The organism is Streptomyces lichenis, assembly GCF_023218175.1.
GTDB classification, from domain to species: Bacteria; Actinomycetota; Actinomycetes; order Streptomycetales; family Streptomycetaceae; genus Streptomyces; species Streptomyces lichenis.
Window position 1 is genome coordinate 28,422 of sequence record NZ_JALPTH010000031.1, and the last position, 21,198, is coordinate 49,619.

The window sequence follows — 21,198 nt, forward strand, 5'->3', positions numbered from 1 at the left end:
GCCACTTCGGCAAGGTGCTTTGCCAGGGGCCGGGTGGGCGCGGCACGGTCGGACCCGGAGGTGGTCATGGTGACCGGTGAGACGAACGGTGTGAGCGGCGCGTACGACGTGGTGGTGGTCGGTGGCGGTGCCGCCGGACTGAGCGGGGCGCTGACCCTGGCCCGGGCCCGGCGCTCCGTCCTGGTGGTCGACGCGGGCGAGCCGCGCAACGCCCCGGCGACCGGGGTGCACGGGCTGCTGGCGCTGGACGGGGTACCCCCGGCCGAGCTGCTGGCCCGCGGCCGCGAGGAGGTGCGCGGCTACGGCGGCCGGGTGGTGCGTGCGGAGGTGAGCGGCGCGGTACGGGACGGGGACGGGTTCGCCGTGTCGCTGGCCGGCGGCGGGAGCGTCCGGGCCCGCCGGCTGCTGGTGACCGCGGGGCTGGTGGACCGGCTGCCCCCGGTGCCGGGGCTGGGGGAGCGGTGGGGGCGGGATGTGCTGCACTGCCCGTACTGCCACGGCTGGGAGATCCGGGACCGGGCCGTCGGGGTGCTCGCCACCGGGCCGAACTCCCCGCACCAGGCGCTGCTGTTCCGGCAGTGGACCGCGGACGTGGTGTACCTCGCCCATGACACCGTGCCGCCCGCCGGCGAGGAGGCCGAGCGGCTGGCCGCCCGCGGGATCACCGTGGTCACCGGCGAGGTGGCGGCCGTGGAGAGCGCCGGGGACCGGCTGACCGGGGTGCGGCTCGCCGACGGCACGGTGGTGGCCCGCCAGGCGCTCGCGGTGGCCACCCGGATGGAGGCCCGGGCCGGGTTCCTCGCCGGTCTCGGGCTGCGGACGGTGGAGCACCCGGCCGGGTTCGGCGAGCACCTGGTGACCGATCCGACCGGCCGCACCGAGGTGCCCGGGGTGTGGGCGGCCGGCAATGTGACGGACCTGTCCGCCCAGGTCGGCGCCGCCGCCTCGGCCGCCGCCTTCGCGGCCGCCCGGATCAACGCCGACCTGGTGACCGAGGAGACGGACCGGGCCCTCGCCGCGCACCGCTCCGCGGCGCCGGTGTGAGCGGCGGGGCCGCGCCCGGCCCGAGCCGCGCCGCCGCCCCGGGCGGCTGCCCGGGGGCTTCCGGTGCTCGGGGACGACGGTCTGCGGTGGCCGGGCGAGGGGCGCCGCCCACCAGAAGCCGTCGACCCCGGCCTGGGCCATAGGGCCCCATCGGGCCTGAGCCGCGCCGCCGCGTGCGCGCTGTCCCGTACGGCCGGGTCCGGCCCTGACGCGTACGGCCGGGTGCGGCCGCTCCCCGGTGGCCCGGGTGGCCGGGTCAGGGGAGGCGGGTGCGGACCAGGCGGTGCAGGGCCCAGCGGGCCGGGAGGGCGTAGGCGGCGAGGGCCGGGGGCGGGCCGGTCAGCCGCAGCACCGTCCGCGTACCGCCGTCCGGACCCGGCCGGACCTCGTGGTGAAGGCGCAGGCGGACCGGGCCCAGCCGCACCCGCCAGCTCCAGGAGCGGTCCGCCTCGTCCACCGACTCCACGGTGAAGGCGGCCCGGATCCCGAGCCAGGACACCACCTCGCCGCGCAGCCCGGGCCGGATCCGCTCCGCGTCCGTGCGCACCGCCCTGATCTGCGGCGACCAGGAGGACCACAGCCCGGGTGCGGTGTAGCGCCGCCACACCTCGCCGGGCGGGGCCGGGCCGGTCGCGTGCAGCGTCAGCGACGCCACCGGCCGGCTCCGCACCGCCGGGCGCTCATCCGGTGCTGCCCCGGAGGAACTCGACCAGCGCCTTCCCGGGCCGGAGCGCCGCCGCGCCGTCCTCCGCGTGGAAGTCGCCGAACCCCAGCAGGGCCACCGTCTGGCCCGCCCGGATGGCCTCGGCGATCGACCCGGAGTGCTCCACGGTGCCGAACAGCGCGTCGACCACCCGCCCCACGTCCTCCGGCCCGAGGCCGCCACCGTCCTGTGCGGCCTTGCGGACCGTGGCCTCGATCAGCCCGGACCTGTCCATGGCTCACCCGTCCCTCACTGCGTCGTGCCGCCCGTCCCGTTCCCGGCCATCGTGGCACCCGGCGCCCGCGCGCGCCCGCAGCCGTACGCCGCCCGGTGGACGCCGGGCCCTCGCGGGGCGGCCGCCCGAGTTGCGGCGGCCGGGCGGCGCCTCAGGATGGGCGGCGGCGCGGTCGGGCCGGGTGAGGAAGGCCCGGGCGGCGCCCGACGGGAAGGACGGACGCTGTGCCGATCTGTACGACACGTGACGGGGTGGACCTCTTCTACCAGGACTGGGGGCAGGGGCGGCCGGTGGTCTTCATCCACGGCTGGCCGCTCAACGGCGACGCCTGGCAGGACCAGATGAAAGCGGTCGCGGACGCCGGCTACCGCGCGGTCGCCCACGACCGGCGGGGCCACGGCCGCTCCGCCCCGGTGTTCGACGGCTATGACTTCGACACCTTCGCCGACGACCTCGACGACCTGCTCACCACGCTCGACCTGCGGGACGCCACCCTGGTGGGCCACTCGATGGGCGGCGGCGAACTGGCCCGCTACATCGGCCGGCACGGCACCGGACGGGTCCGCTCCGCCGTCCTGCTGTCGGCGATCCCCCCGCTGATGCTCCAGGGCCCGGACAACCCGGAGGGCGTACCGGAGGAGGTCTTCGACGGGCTGCGCAAGGGCATCCTCGACGAGCGCTCGCAGTTCTGGCGGGAGACCGCGGTCGGCTTCCTGAGCGCGAACCGCGAGGGCACCAGGGCGACCCAGGGCAACCAGGACGCGTTCTGGTACATGGCCATGGCGCAGCGGATCGAGGGCGGGGTGCGCTGTGTGGACGCCTTCGCCTACACCGACTTCCACGCCGACCTGGCCGCGTTCGACGTGCCCACCCTGGTGGTGCACGGCGACGACGACCAGATCGTGCCGATCGACGCCACCGGCCGCAAGGCGGCCCAGCTGATCGCGGACGCGACCCTGAAGGTCTACGAGGGCGGCTCGCACGGCATCGCGATGGTGCCGGGCGACAAGGCGCGGTTCAACGCCGATCTGCTGGAGTTCCTCGGCCGGTGATCCCGCCGATCGGCGCCTGCCGGAGGCGGTCGCGGTGCGGTCCGGCGCGTCCCCCGCGCGGGTCGGACCGCACCGCGACCGGGTCAGCCGGCCGTCCCCGTACCCACCGGCCCGTCGAGCGGGGCGGCGAGGACGTCGGTGATCCGGATGAACCCGTCCGCGCCGTGGCCGAGTCCGACGGCCCGGCGCGCCATCCCCTCCGCCGCGCGCATCACCCCGCTGTCGATGCCGTGCGCCTCGGCGGCGTGGACGATGTGCGCCATGGAGGACACCGCGGAGGTCAGCGGGTTGCCCTCGCCGGCGAACCGGCCCTCGTCCAGCTCCGACGCGGTCTCCTCGAACAGCGGCGGCAGGATGGCGGCGATGCCCTGGGCGAAGGGCGCGAGTTCACGGGCGCTCACCCCCTCCGCCCGGGCCAGCGCCAGGGCGTGGGTCCACCCGGCCATGGCGGTCCAGAAGACGTCCAGCAGCGCCAGGTCGTACGCCGCCGCCCGGCCGGTGTCCTCGCCGAGGTGGGTGTGGGCGCCGCCCAGCGCCGCCAGGACCGGCCGGTGCTCCTCGTAGAGGTCCTTGGGCCCGCTGTGCAGGAAGACGGCGTGCCCGGTGCCGATGGTGGTGGTCGGCGTCATGATGGCCCCGTCCAGGTAGCGGACGCCGTGCGCGGCCGCCCAGTCGGCGGTCTCGCGCGCCCGGTCCGGGGTGTCGGCGGTGAGGTTGACCACGGTGCGCCCCTTGAGCGCCGCCGCGACCCCCTCGGGCCGCAGCACCGCGTCGGCCGCGTCGTAGTCGACCACGCAGACCACGGTGAGCGGGCTCGCGGCGACCGCCTCGGCGGCGGTCGCCGCCCCGGTGGCGCCGCGCTCCAGCAGCTCCCGGTCCCGGCCGGGCGTACGGTTCCAGACCGTGGTGCGCACCCCGGCCGCCAGGAAGGCGCCCGCCAGCGCCCGGCCCATCGGGCCGAGCCCGAGCACGGTGACGGAGGGGGAGGAGCGGGGGGTGCCGGACAGTGACATGCTGAGAGGCTCCTGACTGGACGAGAGGGCGAACGGGCGCGTGGACGCGCGTGTTCGGGGACGACGAAGGGGGCGCGTGATGACACGGAGCCGTGCCGAGGATCCGGACGTCTGCGGAGTAACGGCGGCGATCGCCGTGATCGACGGCAAGTGGAAGACGGCCCTGCTGTGGCTGCTGGAATCCGGTCCGCGCCGGCCGGGGCAACTGCGCCGGGAGCTGCCCGGGCTCAGTGAGAAGGTGCTGACCGCCACCCTCCGCGAGATGGCGGGGGACGGTCTGGTCGAGCGGGAGGTGCACGATGTGCTGCCGCTGAAGACGGTCTACTCGCTCACGCCGTTCGGCCGTGAGCTGAGCGAGGCGCTGGCTCCGCTCTCCGACTGGGGCCACCGCCGGCTGGAGGTCCTCGCCGAGGCCCGCCGGTCCTCCTGAACCCCATTCCCCGCCGCCCCCTCTCCGGTGCTCGATCCCTTGCGGGTTCCAGTCTCATACGGGCGGCGCGGGCCGCCAAGTACCCACAAAAAGGTGGGTACCCGGGCGGCCCGCGCCAAGGGAAGAGGGGGACGGCGGCGGCTCAGTGCGCGGGGGTGTGGCTGGAGACCACGCGGAACAGCCGGGGCTGCACATCGGTGGCGATCTTCGCCGCCTGGTCCATGTGGACCCGCGCCTCGGGGTTCTCCAGCATGGCGCGGTAGTGCTCCTCGGACTCCCACTGCGCGTAGTTGACGACCCGTTCGCCGTCCAGGCTGACGTGGAAGTTGGCGCGGAGGAAGCCGGGCTGGTGCCTCATGGTCTCCTCGGTGGCCCGGCCGAGGAGGTCGAGCAGTTCCTGCCGCCGGTCGGCCGGCACGGTGAAGACGTTGATCAGCGTCGCCACCGGGCGGTCGCCGACGATGTTCGCGGTAGCGGTCATGGGGAGTGAGTTCCCCTTACCGGGGGCGGGGGAGCGGTACGCGGCGGTAGTCCCCCGCGCGGCGCAACCCGGTGCGGGGGACCCTTCGGCGTACGAAGCGGTGTACCCGGTCGGCGGCCGGCGACCGGCCCCGTCAGCCGGGACCCTCGGCGTACCGCCGCTCCACCCGGTCAGCCTCCCGCGACCAGCCCCGGCAGCCGGTCCAGTGCCGCGCGCAGCTCCCCGGCCGGCAGTCCGCCGCCCTGGGCCAGCACCGGCGAACCGCCGCCGCGCCCGTGCAGCAGCTCCTTGACCAGCGCCCCGGCGTCGAGCCCGGACGCCCGCCCCGCCTCGTTCAGCGCCACCACCACCGTGCCGGAGGGGGCGCCCACGGCCGCCACCCCCGGGTGGGCGGCGGGCAGCCGGTCCCGTACCGCCTGCGCCAGGGCGCGCGGCTCCTCGCCGTCCTCGGCCACGGCGGTCACCACCCGCGTACCGGCGGCCCGCACCGCCTGACCGGCGAGTGCCGCCGCGCGCTCCAGCACGGCCCGCTGCCGCAGCCGGGCGTTCTCCCGGTCGGCCGCCTTCAGCCGGTCCAGCAGCCCCGCGATCCGCTCCGGCAACTCCGCCCGGGGCGCGCCCAGTTGCTCGGCGATCCGGGAGACCAGGTCCCGCTCCCGGGCCAGATAGCCGAACCCCTCCACCCCGACGGCCGCCTCGATCCGGCGCATCCCGGCGCCCACCGAGCCCTCCGAGGCCAGCGCCACCGTGCCGATCTGCGAGGCATGGCCGACATGCGTGCCGCCGCACAGCTCCCGCGACCAGGCCCCACCGATCTCGACCACCCGCACCCGCTCCCCGTAGGTCTCGTCGAACAGGGCCAGCGCGCCCAGCTCCTTGGCCTCCGGCAGCGTCATCCACCGCACGTCCACCGGCAGATCGCGGCGCAGCGCCCGGTTGGCGGCCTCCTCCACCGCACCGCGCACGCCCGCGGAGAGGCCGCCGCGCCAGGGGAAGTCCAGCCGCAGATAACCGGGGCGGTTGTACGAGCCGGCCTGCAGCGCCGTCGGGCCCAGCACCTCCCGCAGCGCGGCGTGCAGCACATGGGTGCCCGAGTGCGCCTGCCGGGCGCCCAGCCGCCACTCGGGGTCCACCGCCGCGTGCACGGTGTCGCCGGGCGCCAGCTCACCGCCGGTGACCCGCACCTGATGGGCGACCAGCCCGGGCAGCGGCCGCTGGACGTCCAGCACCTCCGCCTCGGCGGAGGCCGAGGAGAGCCGGCCCGCGTCGCTCTCCTGGCCGCCGGACTCCGCGTAGAACGGCGAGCGGTCCAGCACCACGGTGGCGATCCGCCCGGCCGCCGCCACCGGCAGCGGCCCCTCGGCGCCCAGCACCGCCAGCACCCGGGACTCGGTGGCCAGCGCCTCCCAGGCCACCCAGTCGGTGGGGCCGTGCGCGTCCAGCACCGCACGCAGCGCCGACGTGTCCGCCGAGCCGCCGGACTTGCGGGCCCGGGCGTCCGCCCTGGCCCGCTCACGCTGCTCCGCCATCAGCGCGGTGAAGCCCTCGCGGTCCACCTCCACGCCCTGCTCGGCCGCCATCTCCAGGGTCAGGTCCACCGGGAAGCCGTAGGTGTCGTGCAGCAGGAAGGCCTGCGCCCCGGGCAGCGAACGCCCGCCCTCCGCCTTGACCTTGGCCACCGCGGTGTCCAGTACGGCGGTGCCCTGGCGCAGGGTGGCCCGGAAGGCCTCCTCCTCGGCGTACGCCTGGTCGGAGATCCGCGCGAACTGCTCGGCCACCTCCGGGTAGCTCGGCGCCATGCGGTCCCGGGAGACCGGCAGCAGCTCGGGCAGCGCCGGGTCCTGGTAGCCCAGTTGGCGCATCGAGCGCACCGCCCGGCGCAGGATGCGGCGCAGGACGTAGCCGCGGCCCTCGTTGCCCGGGGCCGTCCCGTCGGCCAGCAGCATCAGCGCCGTGCGGACATGGTCGGCGACCACCCGCAGCCGTACGTCGGCGGCCGGGTCCGCCCCGTACCGTACGGCCGCGAGCGCGGCGGCCCGGTCCAGCACCGGCCGGGTCTCGTCGGTCTCGTAGAGGTTGTCCACGCCCTGGAGCAGGGTCGCCATCCGCTCCAGGCCCATCCCGGTGTCGATGTTGCGGCGCGGCAGCTCGCCCAGGATCGGATAACCGGACTTGCCGGGCCCCTCACCCCGCTCGAACTGCATGAAGACCAAATTCCAGAACTCCATGAACCGGTCCTCGTCCACCGCCGGGCCGCCCTCCCGGCCGAACGCCGGGCCCCGGTCGTAGTACAGCTCGGAGCACGGACCGCACGGCCCGGGCACCCCCATCGACCAGAAGTTGTCCTCATCGCCCCGGGCCACGATCCGGGCGTCCGGCAGCCCGGAGATCCGCCGCCACAGCGCCCGCGACTCCTCGTCCGCGTGGTGCACGGTCACCCAGATCCGCTCCGGGTCCAGCCCGTAGCCGCCGTCCGCCGGGGCGGCCGTCGACAGCTCCCAGGCGAAGGCGATCGCCTCCTCCTTGAAGTAGTCGCCGAGCGAGAAGTTCCCGTTCATCTGGAAGAAGGAGCCGTGCCGGGTGGTCTTGCCGACCTCCTCGATGTCCAGGGTGCGCACGCACTTCTGCACACTGGCCGCCCGCGGCCAGGGCGCGGCACTCTCCCCGGTCAGATACGGCTTGAACGGCACCATTCCGGCGTTGACGAACAGCAGCGTCGGGTCGGGTGTCGGCAGCGGCGCGCTGGGCACCACGGTGTGGCCGCGGGTGGCGAAGAAGTCCAGGAAGCGGGTGCGGATCTCGGCGGTGCGCAAGAGGTGCTCCGAAGGGTCGGAAGGGGGTGGGGGAGGGGTGGCCTCGGCAGCCGTCAGGCGGCTCCGGCGCCCGTCGTCTGACGGCTCCGGTGGCCGTCATCAGGCGGCTCCGGCGCCCGTCGTGAGGCGGTTCAGCGCCGTCGTTCAGGCGGCTCCGGCCAGGGCGGGCGGGCTCCCGGCGGCCACCGGCCGCAGCGCGGCGTACTCCAGCGGCGCGGAGGGGTCGATCGACACCTCCAGCGGCGCGGGCTCGGCGCCGGAGCGGACCAGCAGGTCGCCGACCGCCGCGATCATGGCGCCGTTGTCGGTGCACAGCCCCATCCGCGGCACCCGCAGGGTGATCCCGGCCGCCGCGCAGCGCTCCTCGGCCAGCGCCCGCACCCGGGAGTTGGCGGCCACCCCGCCGACCACCACCAGCGTCGAGACGCCGTACGCCGCACAGGCCGCCAGCGCCTTGCGGGTCAGCACATCGGCCACCGCCTCCTGGAGTGAGGCGGCGCCGTCGGCGACCGGCAGCGGGGTGTCCCCGTGCCGCTCGGCCCAGCGGGCGGCGGCCGTCTTCAGCCCGGAGAAGGAGAAGGCGTACGGGTCGTCCCGGGGCCCGGTCAGCGGCCGGGGGAACGCCACCGCCGCCGGGTCGCCGCCCCGGGCCGCCCGGTCGATGGCCGGCCCGCCCGGATAGGGCAGCCCGAAGACCCGCGCCACCTTGTCGAAGCACTCCCCGGCCGCGTCGTCCACGGTGTCCCCGAGGTGCAGGATCGGGTCCCGGACCAGGTCGCGCACCAGCAGCAGCGAGGTGTGGCCGCCCGACACGATCAGCACCACACAGGGGTCGGGCAGCGGGCCGTGCTCCAGGGTGTCCGCCGCCACATGCCCGGCCAGGTGGTGCACCCCGTACAGCGGCACCCCGAGCGCGTACGCCAGGGTCTTCGCCCCGGCCAGCCCGACCTGGAGCGCCCCGGAGAGCCCCGGGCCGGTGGTGACGGCGACCGCGTCGATGTCCGCGAGCCGCAGCCCGGCCTGGTCCAGCGCCTCACGGACCACCGGGTTCAGCGCGTGCAGATGGGCGCGGGCGGCGATCTCCGGCACCACCCCGCCGAACCGGGCGTGCTCGTCCATGCTCGACGCCACCGCGTGGGCGAGCAGCCGCCCCTCGCTGACGATCCCGGCACCGGTCTCGTCGCACGACGACTCGATGCCCAGCACGATGCGTCCCGCCGCCACGCGCCCACCCTCTTCCGCCTCTTCCGTTCGCTCTTCTGCCTGTCCATCGTAGGTGCAAGTAATGTGCAACAAGCCGCGCGGTGGTGCGGCCGCTCCGGGGGTACCCGGCGCCCGTACAGGGAAGGGAGGCCCGCCCATGAGCCGTCGGCCCGACGCGCCCGAGCGGCTGGAGGAGACCGTGCTGCGCCTGCTCGACCAGCGCGCCGAGAACGCCACGATCTGCCCCTCAGAGGCCGCCCGCGCCGCCCACTCCGGCTCCGGAGACGGCTGGCGGGCCCTGATGGACCCGGTCCGCGAGGCCGTCCGCCGTCTGGTCGCCGCCGGCCGGGTCGAGGTGGTCCAGCACGGCGAGGTGGTGGACATGGACACCGCCCGCGGGCCGATCCGGGTGCGCAAGGCGCCCGGGAAGCGGGACTAGCAGGGCTTGCGCCAGGGGTCCAGGTCCAGGCGCTTGCGCATGGAGGACAGGCCCAGCGCCCGGGCCTCGCCGCAGAAGTCGTCGTTCTTCAGGGCGTACTCGACATGGAAGACGGCCTTCCCGGCCCGGATGAACGGGGTGAGCGCGGTGCACTCGTCGTACTGGGCACACTCCTCGTTGACGGCGAAGTCGTAGAGCCCCACCAGCTGGGGGATCTGCGGCAGGTCGTTCTTGAGGCCGATGGCCAGTCCGCGGGCATGGGCGGCGTCGGCCAGCATGCGGTTGTAGGCGAGCTGGTGCCCGGCGGTCAGCGGAAAGCCGGTGTCATGCAGGTAGCCGTCCACCAGATCCGGCTCCACCGCGTCGAACCCCTTGTCGCGGCACAGGTCCAGGCGCCGTTCCATCAGGGGCTTCAGCACGTCCAGCCGGCGGATGTCCAGCCAGCGCTCGCCGGGCCAGCCGTTGCCCTCGCCGCGCAGCGACTCGGGGAAGTCCCCGGCGTCCGGGCGGAACTCCTCCCAGGCACCGGCATTGACGTAGCAGATGACCCGCCGTCCGTCGCGGTGCAGCCGGGCCACGTCCTCGGCGGTGTTGGCGAAGGCGTCGATGTCGTACACCGGCACGTCCACACTCGGGTCCACCCGCCCGTCCAGCTGCCACTGCCAGGGCGTCCCCGGCTTCGGCTGCCAGCGCGCCCGGGCCGGCTTCGACGGACCGGAGGAGGAGCGGGAGGGGGAGGGGGACGAGGCGGAGGAGGAGGGAGAAGGAGAACGGGAGGGGGACGGGCTGGCGGGCGCGGAAGTTGACGGGGAGGAGGCGGATGGGGAGGAGGCGGACGCTGAGGGGGAAGGGGACGGGGCCGGGGCGGGGGAGGAGCAGCCGGGCAGGGCGAGCAGCGCCAGTACGGTGAGCAGGGCGGCGAGCGGTGCCAGGGCCCCGGAGGTGCGGTTCACCGCACCCCGCCGGGGCCGGCGGCCAGCGGCTCGGCGGCGATCGAGGCCCAGAGGGCGGCCACCGAGTCGGCCAGGGTGTGGCGGGGCGCCCAGCCGAGGGCGGCGCGGGCGGCCGAGACGTCGGAGCACTGCCAGCCGACGGCGGCCGAGCGGGCGGAGCCGCCCGCGCTCTCCTCGACGCGCCCGGTGAAGCCGGAGGCCCGGACCAGGGCGTGCACCAACTCCCGTACCTCCACGGCCTGTCCGCCGCTGATGTTGAGCACGGCAGGGAGCGGCCCCGGGCGGGTGGCGGCCAGCGCCGCGGCCTCGGCGAGGTCGCGGACGTCCACGAAGTCCCGGTACGGGGAGAGGTCGCCGACCCGCAGCACCGCCTCCGGCCCGGGGCCCGAGCGCAGCAGGGCGCGGGCCACCGAGCCGGGCAGCCCGGCGGCCGGGGCGCCCGGGCCGACCGGGTTGCCGACCCGCAGCACCACCGCGTCCAGCCCGGAGGCGGCCACCGCCACGGTGCCGGCCAGCTTGGTGGCACCGTAGGGGGCGGCCGGGCGGGTGGGTCCGTCCTCGTGGACCCGCTCACCCGGCCGGCCCGGCCCGTACTCGGCCGCCGAGCCGAGGTGGACCAGCCGGGCGGCCGGTGCCGCCTCCCGCAGCGCGGCGCAGAGCACCGCCGGGCCGCGGGCGTTGACCTCGGCCAGCACCACCGGGTCCCCGCCGACCGCGCCGGCGCAGTTGACCACCGCGTCCGGGGCGAGCGCGGCGAGCGCCTCGGCGAGCGGGCCGGGGCGGGCCGTGGCGAGGTCCACCGGCAGGTCGGCGCCGGGTGAGCGGCCGCCGTACAGCGGCCGGACGCCCGGCAGGGCGCTCAGCCGCTCGGCGACATGACCGCCCAGATAGCCGGTGGCGCCCAGGACCAGGATGCGCATGACGTGCTCAGGCTCCCCTCAACAGCAGCGACTGGTGGGTGGTGAACTCCGCGTTGGCGCGGTCGTAGTCGTCGGGCCGCCCGATGTCGAGCCAGTAGCCGTCGAACTCGTAGGCCGCGGGCGGGTTCCCGACGCCCAGCAGATCGAGGATCAGTTCGTCGAAACCGAGCGGCAGGCCCGGTGTGTAGCGGTCCAGGGTGGCGCGGGACACCGCGTACACCCCCATGGACACCCGGCAGTCCATGCTCGGCTTCTCCCGGAAGCCGACGACCTTTCCGGCCTCGGTGGTGAGCACCCCGAAGTCGATGTGGACCTTGCGCTGGTAGGTGGCGATGGTCAGCGGCGCGCTCCCGGCGGCGTGCCGGCGCACCAGGTCGGCGTAGTCCAGGTCGGTGAGGATGTCGCCGTTCATCACCAGGAAGTTCTCCGGCAGCCGCTCCCGGATGGTCAGCAGCGGGCCGATGGTGCCGAGCGGGCTCTCCTCGGTGGAGTAGTCGATGTCCAGCCCCCACCGGGCACCGCTGCCGACATAGGCCCGGATGATCTGGCCGAGGTGGCCGATGGCCAGGGTGCAGCTGGTGAACCCGGCCGCCGCCAGCTGGCGCAGCACGATCTCCAGGATCGCGTGCTGGTCCCCGATGGGCACCAGGGGCTTGGGCAGCGCGGTGGTGTACGGACGCAGCCGGACGCCCTTGCCCCCGGCGAGTATCACTGCGTGCATGGGAAGCCTCCTTGGTCGCGAACGGGTCGTGCGGGGTTAAGTGGTACGAGGGTGGGGTGGGTGTGCGCGGGACGTCAGATGTTGTAGATGTCGGTCTTGTAGCGGGCCAGGTTGGCCGGGTCGCGGAAGAACTCCACGGTCCGGGCGAGCCCCTCCTCCAGGTCGTGCGCCGGGGCCCAGCCGGTGGCCTCGCGCAGCCGGGTGGCGTCGGCGACCAGCCGCATCACCTCGGAGGCCGCCGGCCGCAGCCGCTGCTCGTCCTCCCGGACGTCGAGGTCGGCGGACATCACCTTGCCGATCAGCCGGACCAGGTCGCCGACCGATATCTCGCCCCCGGTACCGGCGTTGAAGGTCCGGCCCACCACCTGCCCGGCGGGCGCGGTGCCCACCGCGAGGAAGGCGGCGGCGGTGTCGGCGACGAAGCAGAAGTCCCGGGTCGGCCGCAGGTCGCCCAGGGTGATGGTGCGCGAGCCGGCCGCCACCTGGCCGATCACGGTGGGGATCACCGCCCGCATGGACTGGCGCGGGCCGTAGGTGTTGAAGGGGCGCAGGGTCACCACGGGGGTGTCGAAGCTGGCGTGGTAGCTGTCCGCGAGGCGGTCCCCGCCGGCCTTGGAAGCGGCGTACGGGGACTGGGTGTTGATCGGGTGGTCCTCGGTGATCGGCACGGTCTGCGCGGTCCCGTAGGTCTCGCTGGTGGAGGTGTGCACCAGCCGCGGGGTGCCCAGCGCCCGTACCGCCTCCAGCACGTTGAGGGTGCCGGTGACATTGGTGTCCACATAGCTGTGCGGCGCCTGGTAGGAGTACGGGATCGCGATCAGCGCGGCCAGGTGGTAGACGGCGTCCGCGCCCTCGGCGAGCGCCCGCACCGAGCCGGGGTCGCGGACGTCGCCGAGCACGATCTCCACCTGGTCCAGCACGTCCTTGGGCAGCACCTCCAGCCAGCCGTAGGAGGAGAAGGAGTTGTACTGCGCCATGGCGCGCACCCGGTGCCCGGAGGCCACCAGGGCCTGGGTGAGGTGGGAGCCGATGAAGCCGTCGGCGCCGGTGACCGCGGCGAGCGGGCTGGAGGTCATGAGCGGGATCCTCTATTCCGTAAGGGAGTTCGTGGCAGGGAGCGGTCGGGCTGGTACGGCTCAGACGTGTGCGGAGGGGCGGCCCAGCAGGCGTACGGCGACGGCCGCCAGCAGCGCCGCCGCGCCGGTACACACCAGCCAGGCCCAGGGCCAGGGGGAGCCGCCCAGGGTGATGCCCTCGCCGCTGGACCAGGCCGGGCCCGCGGTGGCCGCGGCGATGGCCGCCGCGGCCGGCAGGCAGATCGCCGCCGTCGGCCAGGCGGTGCCGAACGCCTGGAGCAGCAGCGCGATCCACAGCACCGCGGCGAGCGCGACCAGCCCCACCGGGTCCGCCCCGGTGAGCAGCGCGGCCGGGATCAGCGGCACCAGGTAGAGGCCCAGGCAGAGGGCGAGCGTGCGTACGGTGCGCAGCACGAAGCCGCGCACGGTGGTGGAGGCCCGCAGCGCCGCCACCGACAGGCCCCGGAAGCGGTAGAGCAGCCATTCGGCCGGGCCCATGCTGACGGTCAGCGCCACCACGGCCAGCGGGTGCCCGGCGCCCGCGGTGAGCACCAGCACCCCGGCCGCCAGCCCGAACAGCCCGTACGGGAGGGAGGGCAGGTACGGGACGCGGGGGCCGTCCCCGGCCGGGTCGGCCCGCAGGGCGCCGGCCACCACGAAGGCCGCCACCGCCGCGGCCGCCGCCACGGTGGCCAGCACCAGCGCGATCCGCAGCAGCGGGCCCGGCTCCCACCAGGGCAGCGCCGCCGCCCCGCCGGCCAGCGGGGCCAGCACCGCCAGCAGCGATCGCTCGCGGCCCAGCACCAGCAGCACCCCGGCGGCCGCCAGGTACACCGACTGGGCCAGCGCCGCCCACAGCACCACCGGGTGGGCGCCGGCCACCGCCAGCGCCGACCCGGTGGCCAGCGCCGCGCCGAGCGGCGCCCCGGTGAGCAGCACCAGACCGGCCTCCCGGCGCCCCGCGTTCAGCCGGACGTAGGTGCGGTGGCCCAGCCCCTGCCCCCAGGCCCAGGACACCAGCCCGGCGACCACCAGGCCCGGTACCGCCCCGGTGCCCCGCAGCAGCGGCGCCACCAGCAGATACGCCAGCCCGGGCAGGGCGAACAGCACCCCGCGCAGCATGCAGCGCACATGGTCCGGCGCCCAGGCGTCGGCCCCCGCCGGCGGGTCCGGGAAGGAGCGAGGCACCCGCCGGTAGAGGTCCTCGGCCAGCGAGAACAGGTCGGGGTGGCCGTAGCGCTCGCGTATCTGCTCGCCGGTCAGCCCCTCGGACTCCAGCAGCGCCGCCACCTCGTAGGGGTGCACCGCGCTGCCCGCCCGGTCGGCCAGCTCCGCCGCCAGCTCGTCCACCGGTCCGGCGACCCGCAGGGTCACCGTGTCGCTGTCCAGGGTGTGCCCGGCGGTCCGGCGGCTCATCCGGCCACGCTCCTCGGCCCGGCCGCCGCGCCGGCGGCGGGTGTCCCGGCGTCCGGCTTCCGGTACGTCCCGGCGGCCAGCTCCAGGTAGATGGCGCGGAAGGTGTCCACGGTCTGCCGCAGGGTGAACTGCTCGATCACCCGCAGCCGGGCCGCCTCGCCCATCGCCGCCCGGCGCGGCGGGTCGGCCAGCAGGGTGAGGACGGCCTCCGCCATCGCCCGCGGATCGCGCGGCGGGACCACCAGACCGGTGTCCCCGACCGCCTCCCGGACCCCGCCCACATCGGTGGAGACCGTGGCCCGGCCGCAGGACATCGCCTCGATCAGGGTGAACGGGAAGCCCTCGCTGATGCTGGAGAGCATCACCACACTGCCCGCCGCGTAGGCGTCCCGGATGTCGTCCACCCGGCCCTCGAACGCCACCGCCTCGCCGAGCCCCAGCGAGCGGGCCAGCTCCTCGCAGTGCTCCCGGTACGCCTCGCCGCCCCGCGGGGTGCCGCCGAACATCCGCAGCCGCGCCGCCGGCACCCGCTCGCGGACCAGGGCGAACGCCCGGATCAGGGTCTGAAGGTCCTTGATCGGGTCCACCCGGCCCGCCCAGCTGAGCACCGGCCCGGCCGGCTCCGGTCCGGCGGCCGGGAAGGCCGCCGGGTCCACCCCGTTGTAGACGGTGCGGATCAGCGCCGGGTCGGCGCCGCCCTGCTCCTCCCACAGCCGGTTGTAGCGGTTGCCCGGGGTGATCAGCGCGGCCCGCCGGTAGGTCTCCCCGGCCAGCAGCCGGAAGAAGCCCAGCAGCACCGCCCTCACCGGCCAGCGGTAGGGCGAGCTGCGGTAACTCAGGTACCGCTCCCGCAGGTAGACCCCGTGCTCGGTCAGCAGCAGCGGCACCCCGTGCTCGTGCAGTCCGGTGAGGCCCGGCAGCACGGCTATCCCGCCGCTGACCGCGTGGGAGACCCCGGTGCGCGGCGGCTCGGCGGCCAGCGGGCGCAGCGCGTGCTCCAGCAGACTGGTCGCGGTCACCGCGTCGTGCAGGGTCGGCCGGGCCTCGCGTACCTCCAGGCCCGGGCGGTTCCACACCCCGGCCAGCACCCGCACCGCCCGGTCCGAGCGGAGCGCCGGGCTGAGCAGTCCGTCCCGGGCGGCCGCCGCCAGCACGTAGAGCGCGGGCCCGAACCCCTCCTCCTCGGCCGGGTCGAGCAGCGCGGCGAGGAAGTGCTCGTACGCGGTCATCAGGAGGCGCTCGCGGCGGCCGCGCGGCGGTGAACCGGGCGGCGCCGGGCCCCACATGGGTACCGAGACCACCTCGGCGACCTGCGGGGGCAGCTCCCAGGCGAGCGGTTCGCGGCCGTTGCCGGTGACCGCCATGACCTGGAAGGCCAGATCGGGCATGCCCTGGACGAGCTGGTCGCACCAGACGCTGACCCCGCCGTGGCTGTGCGGGTAGGTGCCTTCGGTGAGCAGGGTGACGTGCGCCGCGCCAGGGTGGGGCGCGCCGGACTGAACGTGCATGGTGGTGCTCCGCGGCAGCAGGGGCCGGCCTGTGGTGCCCCCGCCGGTGTGCGGCCGGCGGGGGTGGGACGGGGCCGGGCAGGGGAGGTGGGGTCAGCGCTCGGCGCCGTACGGGACGGGGCGGGCGACCCCAGCCGGCACCGGGGTCCGCGGCGGCGGACCGTGGCGCTCGGCCACCCCCGGGGCGTGGGCGGCGGGCGCCGCGGGCGGGGCCGGCAGGTCCAGGACCAGGGTGCCGTCCGCCCCGGCCGCGACCCGGCCGGAGAGAGTCCCGGCGTACGGCTCGCCGAAGGCGCCGCCCTCGCCGTCCGTGCCGATCCGGGTGCCCGCGGGCAGGGTGGCGGCCACCGGGACGCCTTCGGGCGCGCTCACCGTCACCGTGTCGCCGATCCGGTACGCGGTGACCCGGTCCGCGGCCAGCGCCGCGTCCCAGGCCGCGCGGTCGCGCAGCTCGGCGCCGATGGCGCTCATCGGCAGGTTGACCAGCGGGGTGCTGTCGGCGAACAGCCCCTGGTAGGCGTCGAGGACGCCGTCGAGGACCGGGTAGCCGATGCGGTCCTCGGCCAGGTTCGACTGGTGGACGAAGTGCGGCTTGGGGTCGCCGGAGAGCACATGGCCCAGCGCGGTCCGGGTCTCCAGCGGCACGATGTGGCCGGTGTAGCCGGTGGCGGGGTCCAGCGGGGCGTCCAGGCAGGTGGTGCCGGGGAGGTTCTCGCACAGTCCGCTGCCGCCCTGGGCGCGGCTGGTGTAGATCCAGTTGTACTCGTCGACCTGCTCGGCCACCCGGCCCGCGTTGTAGAAGATGTTGATCGGGTGGCGTGCCACGGTGAGCGCCGAGCCGACCGGACGCTGGCCCGGGTCGCGGGAGTTGTCCGCCCCCAGCCAGGAGACCACGTGGGCGGTGAGCGAGGGCGCCAGCTGCGGGTTGTCCTCCGGCTGCTGCGGCAGCAGCCTCAGCCCGGAGTGCTCGCCGGTCACCAACTCGCCCGCGCGCACGGTCAGTCCGGCCTGCTCGGCCCAGCGCTGGTTGTCGGCGATCTGGTGGTCCAGCTCGGCCCGGCTCACCCACTTGGTCGTGCCGTCCGGGCCCACCGCGCATGTCCACGGCACGGTCGACACGTCCTGCTCGCAGCCCAGGTACGGGTGGTCGTAGGTGTGGTTGATCCAGCGGTACGTCTCGCGGTCGGCTACCAGCCGGTCGGCGGTGGGGTCGGCGCCGCCGTTCTCCTCGCGGTGCTCGACGCTGCCGCCGCCGTTGAACGCCATGTCCAGGGTGAAGCCGCGGCGCCGCGACCAGTCGGTGGCGTACGCCACGTCGTCCGGGGTCATCCGGATCGGGTTCGGCGTGCCGGTGCCCGGGGCGCAGTCCACGTCCCCCGGGGTGCAGTTGAGCGTGCTGTCCCAGCGGTCGTCGGCCGCGAAGACGTCGTCCACATGGACCGCGAAGTGGTTCCGGGAGGTGCCCAGTCGCACCGACTGGGTCATCCAGTCCACGATGCCCCGGGCCAGCAGCCGGAACTGCTGCTGGTGCTGGTTGTAGGCGAAGGTCACCACCAGCTCGCGCCGCCCGTCGTGGCGGTACTCGCCGACCAGCACCCCGCGGCCGGTGCGGCCGGGGATCGGCGCCTCCACATAGGTGGTGAAGTCGGCCCCGGTGGCGGGCTTGGAGAGGAAGGCGTAACTCTCGCTGACGGTGGGTGAGTTGTCCTCGAAGGGCACGGCGCCGTCCAGATAGCCGAACGGGCCGGAGCGGCCGGCCGCGGTGACCTCGGCGCGCACCCCGTCCACGGAGCCCAGATAGCCCCCGTACACCGGGTAGTCGAGCCCGTTCTGCGGCCGGGCGTAGGTGTAGGCGTCCACCTGCGGCACGCCGTACGCCTTCTCGTAGGCGACCAGCGCCGCCATCTCGGCCGAACCGGCCGGGAACGGCTCGTCGTTGGGCAGCACCACGGCCTGGTACTTCGCCCGTGGCCGCCCGTCCACCGTGTCTGCCAGGAACGCCGCGTCGATCACCGGCCGGTTCGGCCGGGTCAGGTCCACGAGTGTGTACGGCGTGCCGGCACCGGCCAGTTCGGCGGCGATCGCCGCGGTGGCCGGTCCGCCGTCCGAGACCACCAGGACGCGCAGGTCGACCCGTACCGCCTCGGCGGCGGCCGCCGAGGCGAGCGGCGCGGCCGGCACGCCTGATCCGAGCAGCAGCACACCGGCGGTCAGCATGGCCGTGCGCAGACTCCGCTTCATGCGGTGACATCCCTCCCCATGGAGCGGTCCCGGTTTCCCCCTCCGGGCACGCCCCCATCCCCCCGGCCCGACCGGCGCCCGCTTCCGGGGCCGTCGCGCCGCTCCGACGCGTCACATAGTGCGGCCTGTGTGGATGCTTCGTGTGCATGACGTGGAACATGGCGCAAAAACGCGGCCGTAATCCGGCCGTCGCGGGGCAGGTGAACGGCCCCTCCGCCATCCTTCCGTGCTTCTCCCCGGACCACCGCCCGACCCGTGTCCTGGGCGTTCGGGACACGGGCCGAGCGGTGTCCGGCGCGGTGGCGGGGCATGGGCCCGGGGCATGTGCGCCAGGCGTCGGCGCCGCCACCGCCGAACCATCCACCCCACCGATGGTTTTCAGCCACGTGCGGACAGGTCGGGGGAGCCTGTCGCGACGCGCCCGGGCCACCGGCGGGTGCGGATGGGGCGCAGGGGGCGGGTGGTGCGGTCAGGAACCGGCCGGTGCGCAGACGATCCGGGTCTCCGGCGTGGAGACGACGCCGTCCTTGGAGGACTGGCCGCCGTTGTACTCGTAGTAGAGGTACGAGTAGAAGCCGATGTACCCGTTGCAGCCGGAGTCCGGGGCGATCGTCAGGGCGATGTCCACGCTCCGCTGCGCGCCGGGCGGCACCGGGACCGCGTAGTTGACACTTAGGCTGGTGCCGCCGGTCCCCGAACAGGTCACGCCCTGGGCGGTGCAGGAATCGAAGCTGTACTTCAGGTCCGGGCGCTGGGTGGTCGGCCAGGTCGGCTGGATGGACTGGTAGACGAACCAGACGTCGGTGTCCTGGTTGTTGGTGAACGTCATGGTGACGTTCACGGTGGAGCCCGGGGTGGCGGTGGCCTGGCTGGTGGTGAAGACCAGGTCCGGCCCGGCCGCCGCGGCCCGGGGCGCGGCCGCGGCCGGCAGGGCCGTCCCGAGCAGCAGGGCGGCGAGGGCGAGCAGCGCGGTGAGGGACGCTCTGGTGAGGTGTGTGATCCGCATGGCGCGGCACGCTAGGACACCCCGCGCCGCCCCGTCTGCCCCCGTCCCCGGCGCCCGGCGCACACCCGGCTCGAACCGCACCGGCCCGCCCGCCGCCCCGCGCGCCGCGCGGAACGGGCCCGGGCCAGGGCGTGACCCTGTGTCAATCCGCGCTCACTGCGGGGCAGGTCGGCGGCGGCCCGCACAAGAGGAATGGCGGATTTCGGGCGGCTGCGGTCCGTACCGCGGGGCGCCCGGGTCAGCGGGCACCGGTCTGCCGCTTCCCCGCCGGGCGCAGCGCGGTGTACAGGCCGGCCCCGGCCGCCAGCAGGATGACGCAGCCCGCGAACACCAGCCCCGCCGTGCGCAGCCCCAGCCGTACGGCCAGCGCGCCCACGCCCACCACCGGCAGCGAGATGCCCAGATAGGCGACGGTGAAGAACGCCGAGATGGTGCCGCCGCGGTGCTCCGCCGGGGCCGCGCCGCTGACCAGGGTGAGCGCCGCGCGGAAGGCGAGCCCCTGGCCCACCCCGCCGCAGACCGCGCCGAGCACCAGCAGCGCCAGCGACTCGGCGAGCAGCGAGGAGCCCACCAGGGCCAGGCCCACCACCAGCACCCCGCATCCGGCGGGCAGCGCCCGGGACGCCCCGAGCCGCTGGGTCAGCGACTGCCCGGCCGTCGAGGCGGCGAAGACGGAGAAGACCACCGCCCCGGCGACGGCGTGGTCGGTGACGCCCAGGGTCTTGGCCGCGAAGCTCGGTGCGACCGCGGTGAACAGCCCCAGCAGGGAGAAGCCGGCGAACGCGGCCAGCGCGGCGGTACCGAAGACGCCCTTCACCTCGGGCGGGACCCGCAGCCCCTGGGGCCGCAACGGCGCCCGCCGGCGCGGGTGTTCCACCGTCTCCGGCAGCGACCAGGCCACCGAGGCCGCCACCGCGACCAGCCCGAGGTGGATCCAGAACGGCCAGGCCAGCGGGTGGGAGGTGTACTGGGCGAGCACCCCGGAGAGCAGCGGACCGCAGCCGAGGCCGCCCATGTTGGCGGCGGTGGCCGCGAAGCTCGCGCGCCCCTTCTGCTCCGGCCCGGCCAGCTCCAGCACGGCCGCGGTGGCCGCGCCGCTCAGCAGCCCGGCCGCCCCGCCCGAGAGCACCCGCCCCGCGAAGAGCAGCGGCAGCCCGGCCTCCAGCAGGAAGCACCCGGCACTCGCCGCCGAGAGCCCCATCGCCACCAGCAGCACCGGCCGGCGCCCCACCGCGTCGGAGTAGTTGCCGGCCAGCACCAGCACGGCGATGACCGCGACCGCGTACACCGCGAAGACCACGGTCACCATCAGCTCGGAGAAGCCGATCTGCTCCTGGTACAGCCCGTACAGCGGGGTGGGCAGGGTCGTCCCCGCCATCCCGACGGCGAACACCAGCGCGGCGGCCAGGTACCCGGGATGCGACCCCGTGCGGCGAGCCCCCGCCGCGTCCTTGCGAGCGATCATCCCCGCACCCTACGGCCGCGAACCCGGTCACCGAGGATCCGGCACGGGGCCACCGGGGCGGTGGCGCGGGCGGTGTGGGGCGAGGGCCGGACCTGGGGAGGGCCGGGGCCCGGGCCGGGGCGGGGCGGTGTAGGGCCCGGGCCGGGCCTGGGGAGGGGCGGGGCCCGGGTCTGGGGTGGTGTGGGGCCCGGGCCGGGCCTGGGGAGGGGCGGGGCCCGGGTCTGGGGTGGTGTGGGGCGTGGCCGGGCCCGGGGAGGGGCGGGGCCCGGGTCTGGGGTGGGGAGGGCGCGATGTCGACCGGGGTCGGGTCGTGCGGGGCGCCACGTCGGGGGGTACGGGCGCGGGGCGCCGCCGTACGTGGAGGCTGGGCCTGGGCCTGGGCCGGGGGCGGCCTGTGTGTCGGCGCGGGCGCGTCGTGCGGCTGCCGCGCCGGGGGTGCGGGGGCAGGCGTACGCGAGGGCCAGTACGGGCACGGCCCG

General features: G+C 75.6%; 19 protein-coding genes. 4 read left to right on the plus strand and 15 right to left on the minus strand.

The genetic code is table 11. From position 1 onward, the window contains the following. Positions 1-66 precede the first annotated feature (66 nt). Complete coding sequence (locus tag M1O15_RS26050; protein ID WP_248636622.1) at positions 67-1,044, plus strand: NAD(P)/FAD-dependent oxidoreductase; 978 nt, start codon at positions 67-69, stop codon at positions 1,042-1,044. Between the two features lie 256 nt (positions 1,045-1,300). On the opposite strand, the gene M1O15_RS26055 is transcribed toward M1O15_RS26050, so the two are convergent. Together M1O15_RS26055 and M1O15_RS26060 are read right to left on the minus strand one after the other, a co-directional pair. Next, complete coding sequence (locus M1O15_RS26055; RefSeq protein WP_282577282.1) at positions 1,301-1,690, minus strand: SRPBCC family protein; 390 nt, start codon at positions 1,688-1,690, stop codon at positions 1,301-1,303. 34 nt (positions 1,691-1,724) lie between these two features. Further along, positions 1,725-1,982, minus strand: coding sequence for an HU family DNA-binding protein (locus M1O15_RS26060; protein ID WP_248636624.1), 258 nt, complete (start codon positions 1,980-1,982; stop codon positions 1,725-1,727). A gap of 224 nt (positions 1,983-2,206) precedes the next feature. On the opposite strand from M1O15_RS26060, the gene M1O15_RS26065 reads away from it, so the two are divergent. Then, positions 2,207-3,034, plus strand: a complete 828-nt coding sequence (locus M1O15_RS26065) for an alpha/beta fold hydrolase (protein WP_248636625.1) — start codon at positions 2,207-2,209, stop codon at positions 3,032-3,034. 83 nt (positions 3,035-3,117) lie between these two features. On the opposite strand, the gene M1O15_RS26070 is transcribed toward M1O15_RS26065, so the two are convergent. Then, positions 3,118-4,047 carry an NAD(P)-dependent oxidoreductase gene (locus tag M1O15_RS26070; RefSeq protein WP_248636626.1) on the minus strand — a complete coding sequence of 310 codons (930 nt, stop codon included), beginning with the start codon at positions 4,045-4,047 and terminating at the stop codon, positions 3,118-3,120. 79 nt (positions 4,048-4,126) lie between these two features. Here M1O15_RS26070 and M1O15_RS26075 point away from each other — a divergent pair, with 79 nt between their 5' ends. Continuing rightward, on the plus strand, positions 4,127-4,477 hold the full coding sequence (locus M1O15_RS26075) for a winged helix-turn-helix transcriptional regulator (protein ID WP_248636627.1): 351 nt from the start codon (positions 4,127-4,129) through the stop codon (positions 4,475-4,477). Positions 4,478-4,619: 142 nt separating this feature from the next. Here the strand turns inward: M1O15_RS26075 and M1O15_RS26080 are convergent, their stop codons facing one another. From M1O15_RS26080 to tsaD, 3 genes are all read right to left on the minus strand, one after another. Further along, positions 4,620-4,958 (minus strand): antibiotic biosynthesis monooxygenase family protein, encoded by a 339-nt coding sequence (locus M1O15_RS26080; protein WP_248636628.1) that lies wholly within the window; start codon positions 4,956-4,958, stop codon positions 4,620-4,622. A 170-nt stretch (positions 4,959-5,128) separates the two neighbouring features. Further along, entirely contained in the window at positions 5,129-7,771 is a 2,643-nt protein-coding gene (alaS, locus tag M1O15_RS26085) for an alanine--tRNA ligase (protein ID WP_248636629.1), read from the minus strand. A 144-nt stretch (positions 7,772-7,915) separates the two neighbouring features. Then, on the minus strand, positions 7,916-8,995 hold the full coding sequence (gene tsaD / locus M1O15_RS26090) for a tRNA (adenosine(37)-N6)-threonylcarbamoyltransferase complex transferase subunit TsaD (protein ID WP_248636630.1): 1,080 nt from the start codon (positions 8,993-8,995) through the stop codon (positions 7,916-7,918). 136 nt (positions 8,996-9,131) lie between these two features. On the opposite strand from tsaD, the gene M1O15_RS26095 reads away from it, so the two are divergent. Next, positions 9,132-9,413 (plus strand): DUF3253 domain-containing protein, encoded by a 282-nt coding sequence (locus M1O15_RS26095; protein WP_248636631.1) that lies wholly within the window; start codon positions 9,132-9,134, stop codon positions 9,411-9,413. On the opposite strand, the gene M1O15_RS26100 is transcribed toward M1O15_RS26095, so the two are convergent. The 9 genes from M1O15_RS26100 to M1O15_RS26140 form a co-directional block, all read right to left on the minus strand. Beyond that, positions 9,410-10,366, minus strand: a complete 957-nt coding sequence (locus M1O15_RS26100) for an endo alpha-1,4 polygalactosaminidase (RefSeq protein WP_248636632.1) — start codon at positions 10,364-10,366, stop codon at positions 9,410-9,412. The genes M1O15_RS26095 and M1O15_RS26100 overlap by 4 nt on opposite strands. Next, positions 10,363-11,286 carry an NAD-dependent epimerase/dehydratase family protein gene (locus M1O15_RS26105; RefSeq protein WP_248636633.1) on the minus strand — a complete coding sequence of 308 codons (924 nt, stop codon included), beginning with the start codon at positions 11,284-11,286 and terminating at the stop codon, positions 10,363-10,365. Before M1O15_RS26105 ends, M1O15_RS26100 begins: the two co-directional genes overlap by 4 nt. Before the next feature lie 7 nt (positions 11,287-11,293). Further along, a complete protein-coding gene (locus tag M1O15_RS26110) occupies positions 11,294-12,007 on the minus strand; it encodes a nucleotidyltransferase family protein (protein WP_248636634.1) in 714 nt (237 codons plus the stop codon). Positions 12,008-12,081: 74 nt separating this feature from the next. Continuing rightward, on the minus strand, positions 12,082-13,083 hold the full coding sequence (locus M1O15_RS26115) for an SDR family NAD(P)-dependent oxidoreductase (protein ID WP_248636635.1): 1,002 nt from the start codon (positions 13,081-13,083) through the stop codon (positions 12,082-12,084). 60 nt (positions 13,084-13,143) lie between these two features. Then, on the minus strand, positions 13,144-14,499 hold the full coding sequence (locus tag M1O15_RS26120; protein WP_248636636.1) for a hypothetical protein: 1,356 nt from the start codon (positions 14,497-14,499) through the stop codon (positions 13,144-13,146). Further along, positions 14,496-16,007: a GT4 family glycosyltransferase PelF gene (pelF, locus tag M1O15_RS26125; protein WP_248636637.1), complete on the minus strand. Its 1,512-nt coding sequence runs from the start codon at positions 16,005-16,007 to the stop codon at positions 14,496-14,498. Before pelF ends, M1O15_RS26120 begins: the two co-directional genes overlap by 4 nt. Before the next feature lie 93 nt (positions 16,008-16,100). Then, the gene (locus M1O15_RS26130; protein ID WP_248636638.1) at positions 16,101-18,248 is read right to left on the minus strand and encodes a hypothetical protein; all 2,148 of its coding nucleotides are present in this window, start codon (positions 18,246-18,248) and stop codon (positions 16,101-16,103) included. A gap of 469 nt (positions 18,249-18,717) precedes the next feature. Further along, positions 18,718-19,254, minus strand: coding sequence for a hypothetical protein (locus tag M1O15_RS26135; RefSeq protein ID WP_248636639.1), 537 nt, complete (start codon positions 19,252-19,254; stop codon positions 18,718-18,720). A 238-nt stretch (positions 19,255-19,492) separates the two neighbouring features. Continuing rightward, positions 19,493-20,719, minus strand: a complete 1,227-nt coding sequence (locus tag M1O15_RS26140) for an MFS transporter (RefSeq protein ID WP_248636640.1) — start codon at positions 20,717-20,719, stop codon at positions 19,493-19,495. Positions 20,720-21,198: the final 479 nt, after the last annotated feature.

Coding starts and splice junctions, on each gene's coding strand:
- M1O15_RS26050 (WP_248636622.1), top strand. CDS start 67: ATGGTGACCGGTGAGACGAACGGTGTGAGCGGCGCGTACGACGTGGTG.
- M1O15_RS26060 (WP_248636624.1), bottom strand. CDS start 1,982: ATGGACAGGTCCGGGCTGATCGAGGCCACGGTCCGCAAGGCCGCACAG.
- M1O15_RS26070 (WP_248636626.1), bottom strand. CDS start 4,047: ATGTCACTGTCCGGCACCCCCCGCTCCTCCCCCTCCGTCACCGTGCTC.
- M1O15_RS26075 (WP_248636627.1), top strand. CDS start 4,127: ATGACACGGAGCCGTGCCGAGGATCCGGACGTCTGCGGAGTAACGGCG.
- M1O15_RS26080 (WP_248636628.1), bottom strand. CDS start 4,958: ATGACCGCTACCGCGAACATCGTCGGCGACCGCCCGGTGGCGACGCTG.
- M1O15_RS26095 (WP_248636631.1), top strand. CDS start 9,132: ATGAGCCGTCGGCCCGACGCGCCCGAGCGGCTGGAGGAGACCGTGCTG.
- M1O15_RS26105 (WP_248636633.1), bottom strand. CDS start 11,286: ATGCGCATCCTGGTCCTGGGCGCCACCGGCTATCTGGGCGGTCATGTC.
- M1O15_RS26110 (WP_248636634.1), bottom strand. CDS start 12,007: ATGCACGCAGTGATACTCGCCGGGGGCAAGGGCGTCCGGCTGCGTCCG.
- M1O15_RS26115 (WP_248636635.1), bottom strand. CDS start 13,083: ATGACCTCCAGCCCGCTCGCCGCGGTCACCGGCGCCGACGGCTTCATC.
- M1O15_RS26120 (WP_248636636.1), bottom strand. CDS start 14,499: ATGAGCCGCCGGACCGCCGGGCACACCCTGGACAGCGACACGGTGACC.
- pelF (WP_248636637.1), bottom strand. CDS start 16,007: ATGCACGTTCAGTCCGGCGCGCCCCACCCTGGCGCGGCGCACGTCACC.
- M1O15_RS26130 (WP_248636638.1), bottom strand. CDS start 18,248: ATGAAGCGGAGTCTGCGCACGGCCATGCTGACCGCCGGTGTGCTGCTG.
- M1O15_RS26135 (WP_248636639.1), bottom strand. CDS start 19,254: ATGCGGATCACACACCTCACCAGAGCGTCCCTCACCGCGCTGCTCGCC.
- M1O15_RS26140 (WP_248636640.1), bottom strand. CDS start 20,719: ATGATCGCTCGCAAGGACGCGGCGGGGGCTCGCCGCACGGGGTCGCAT.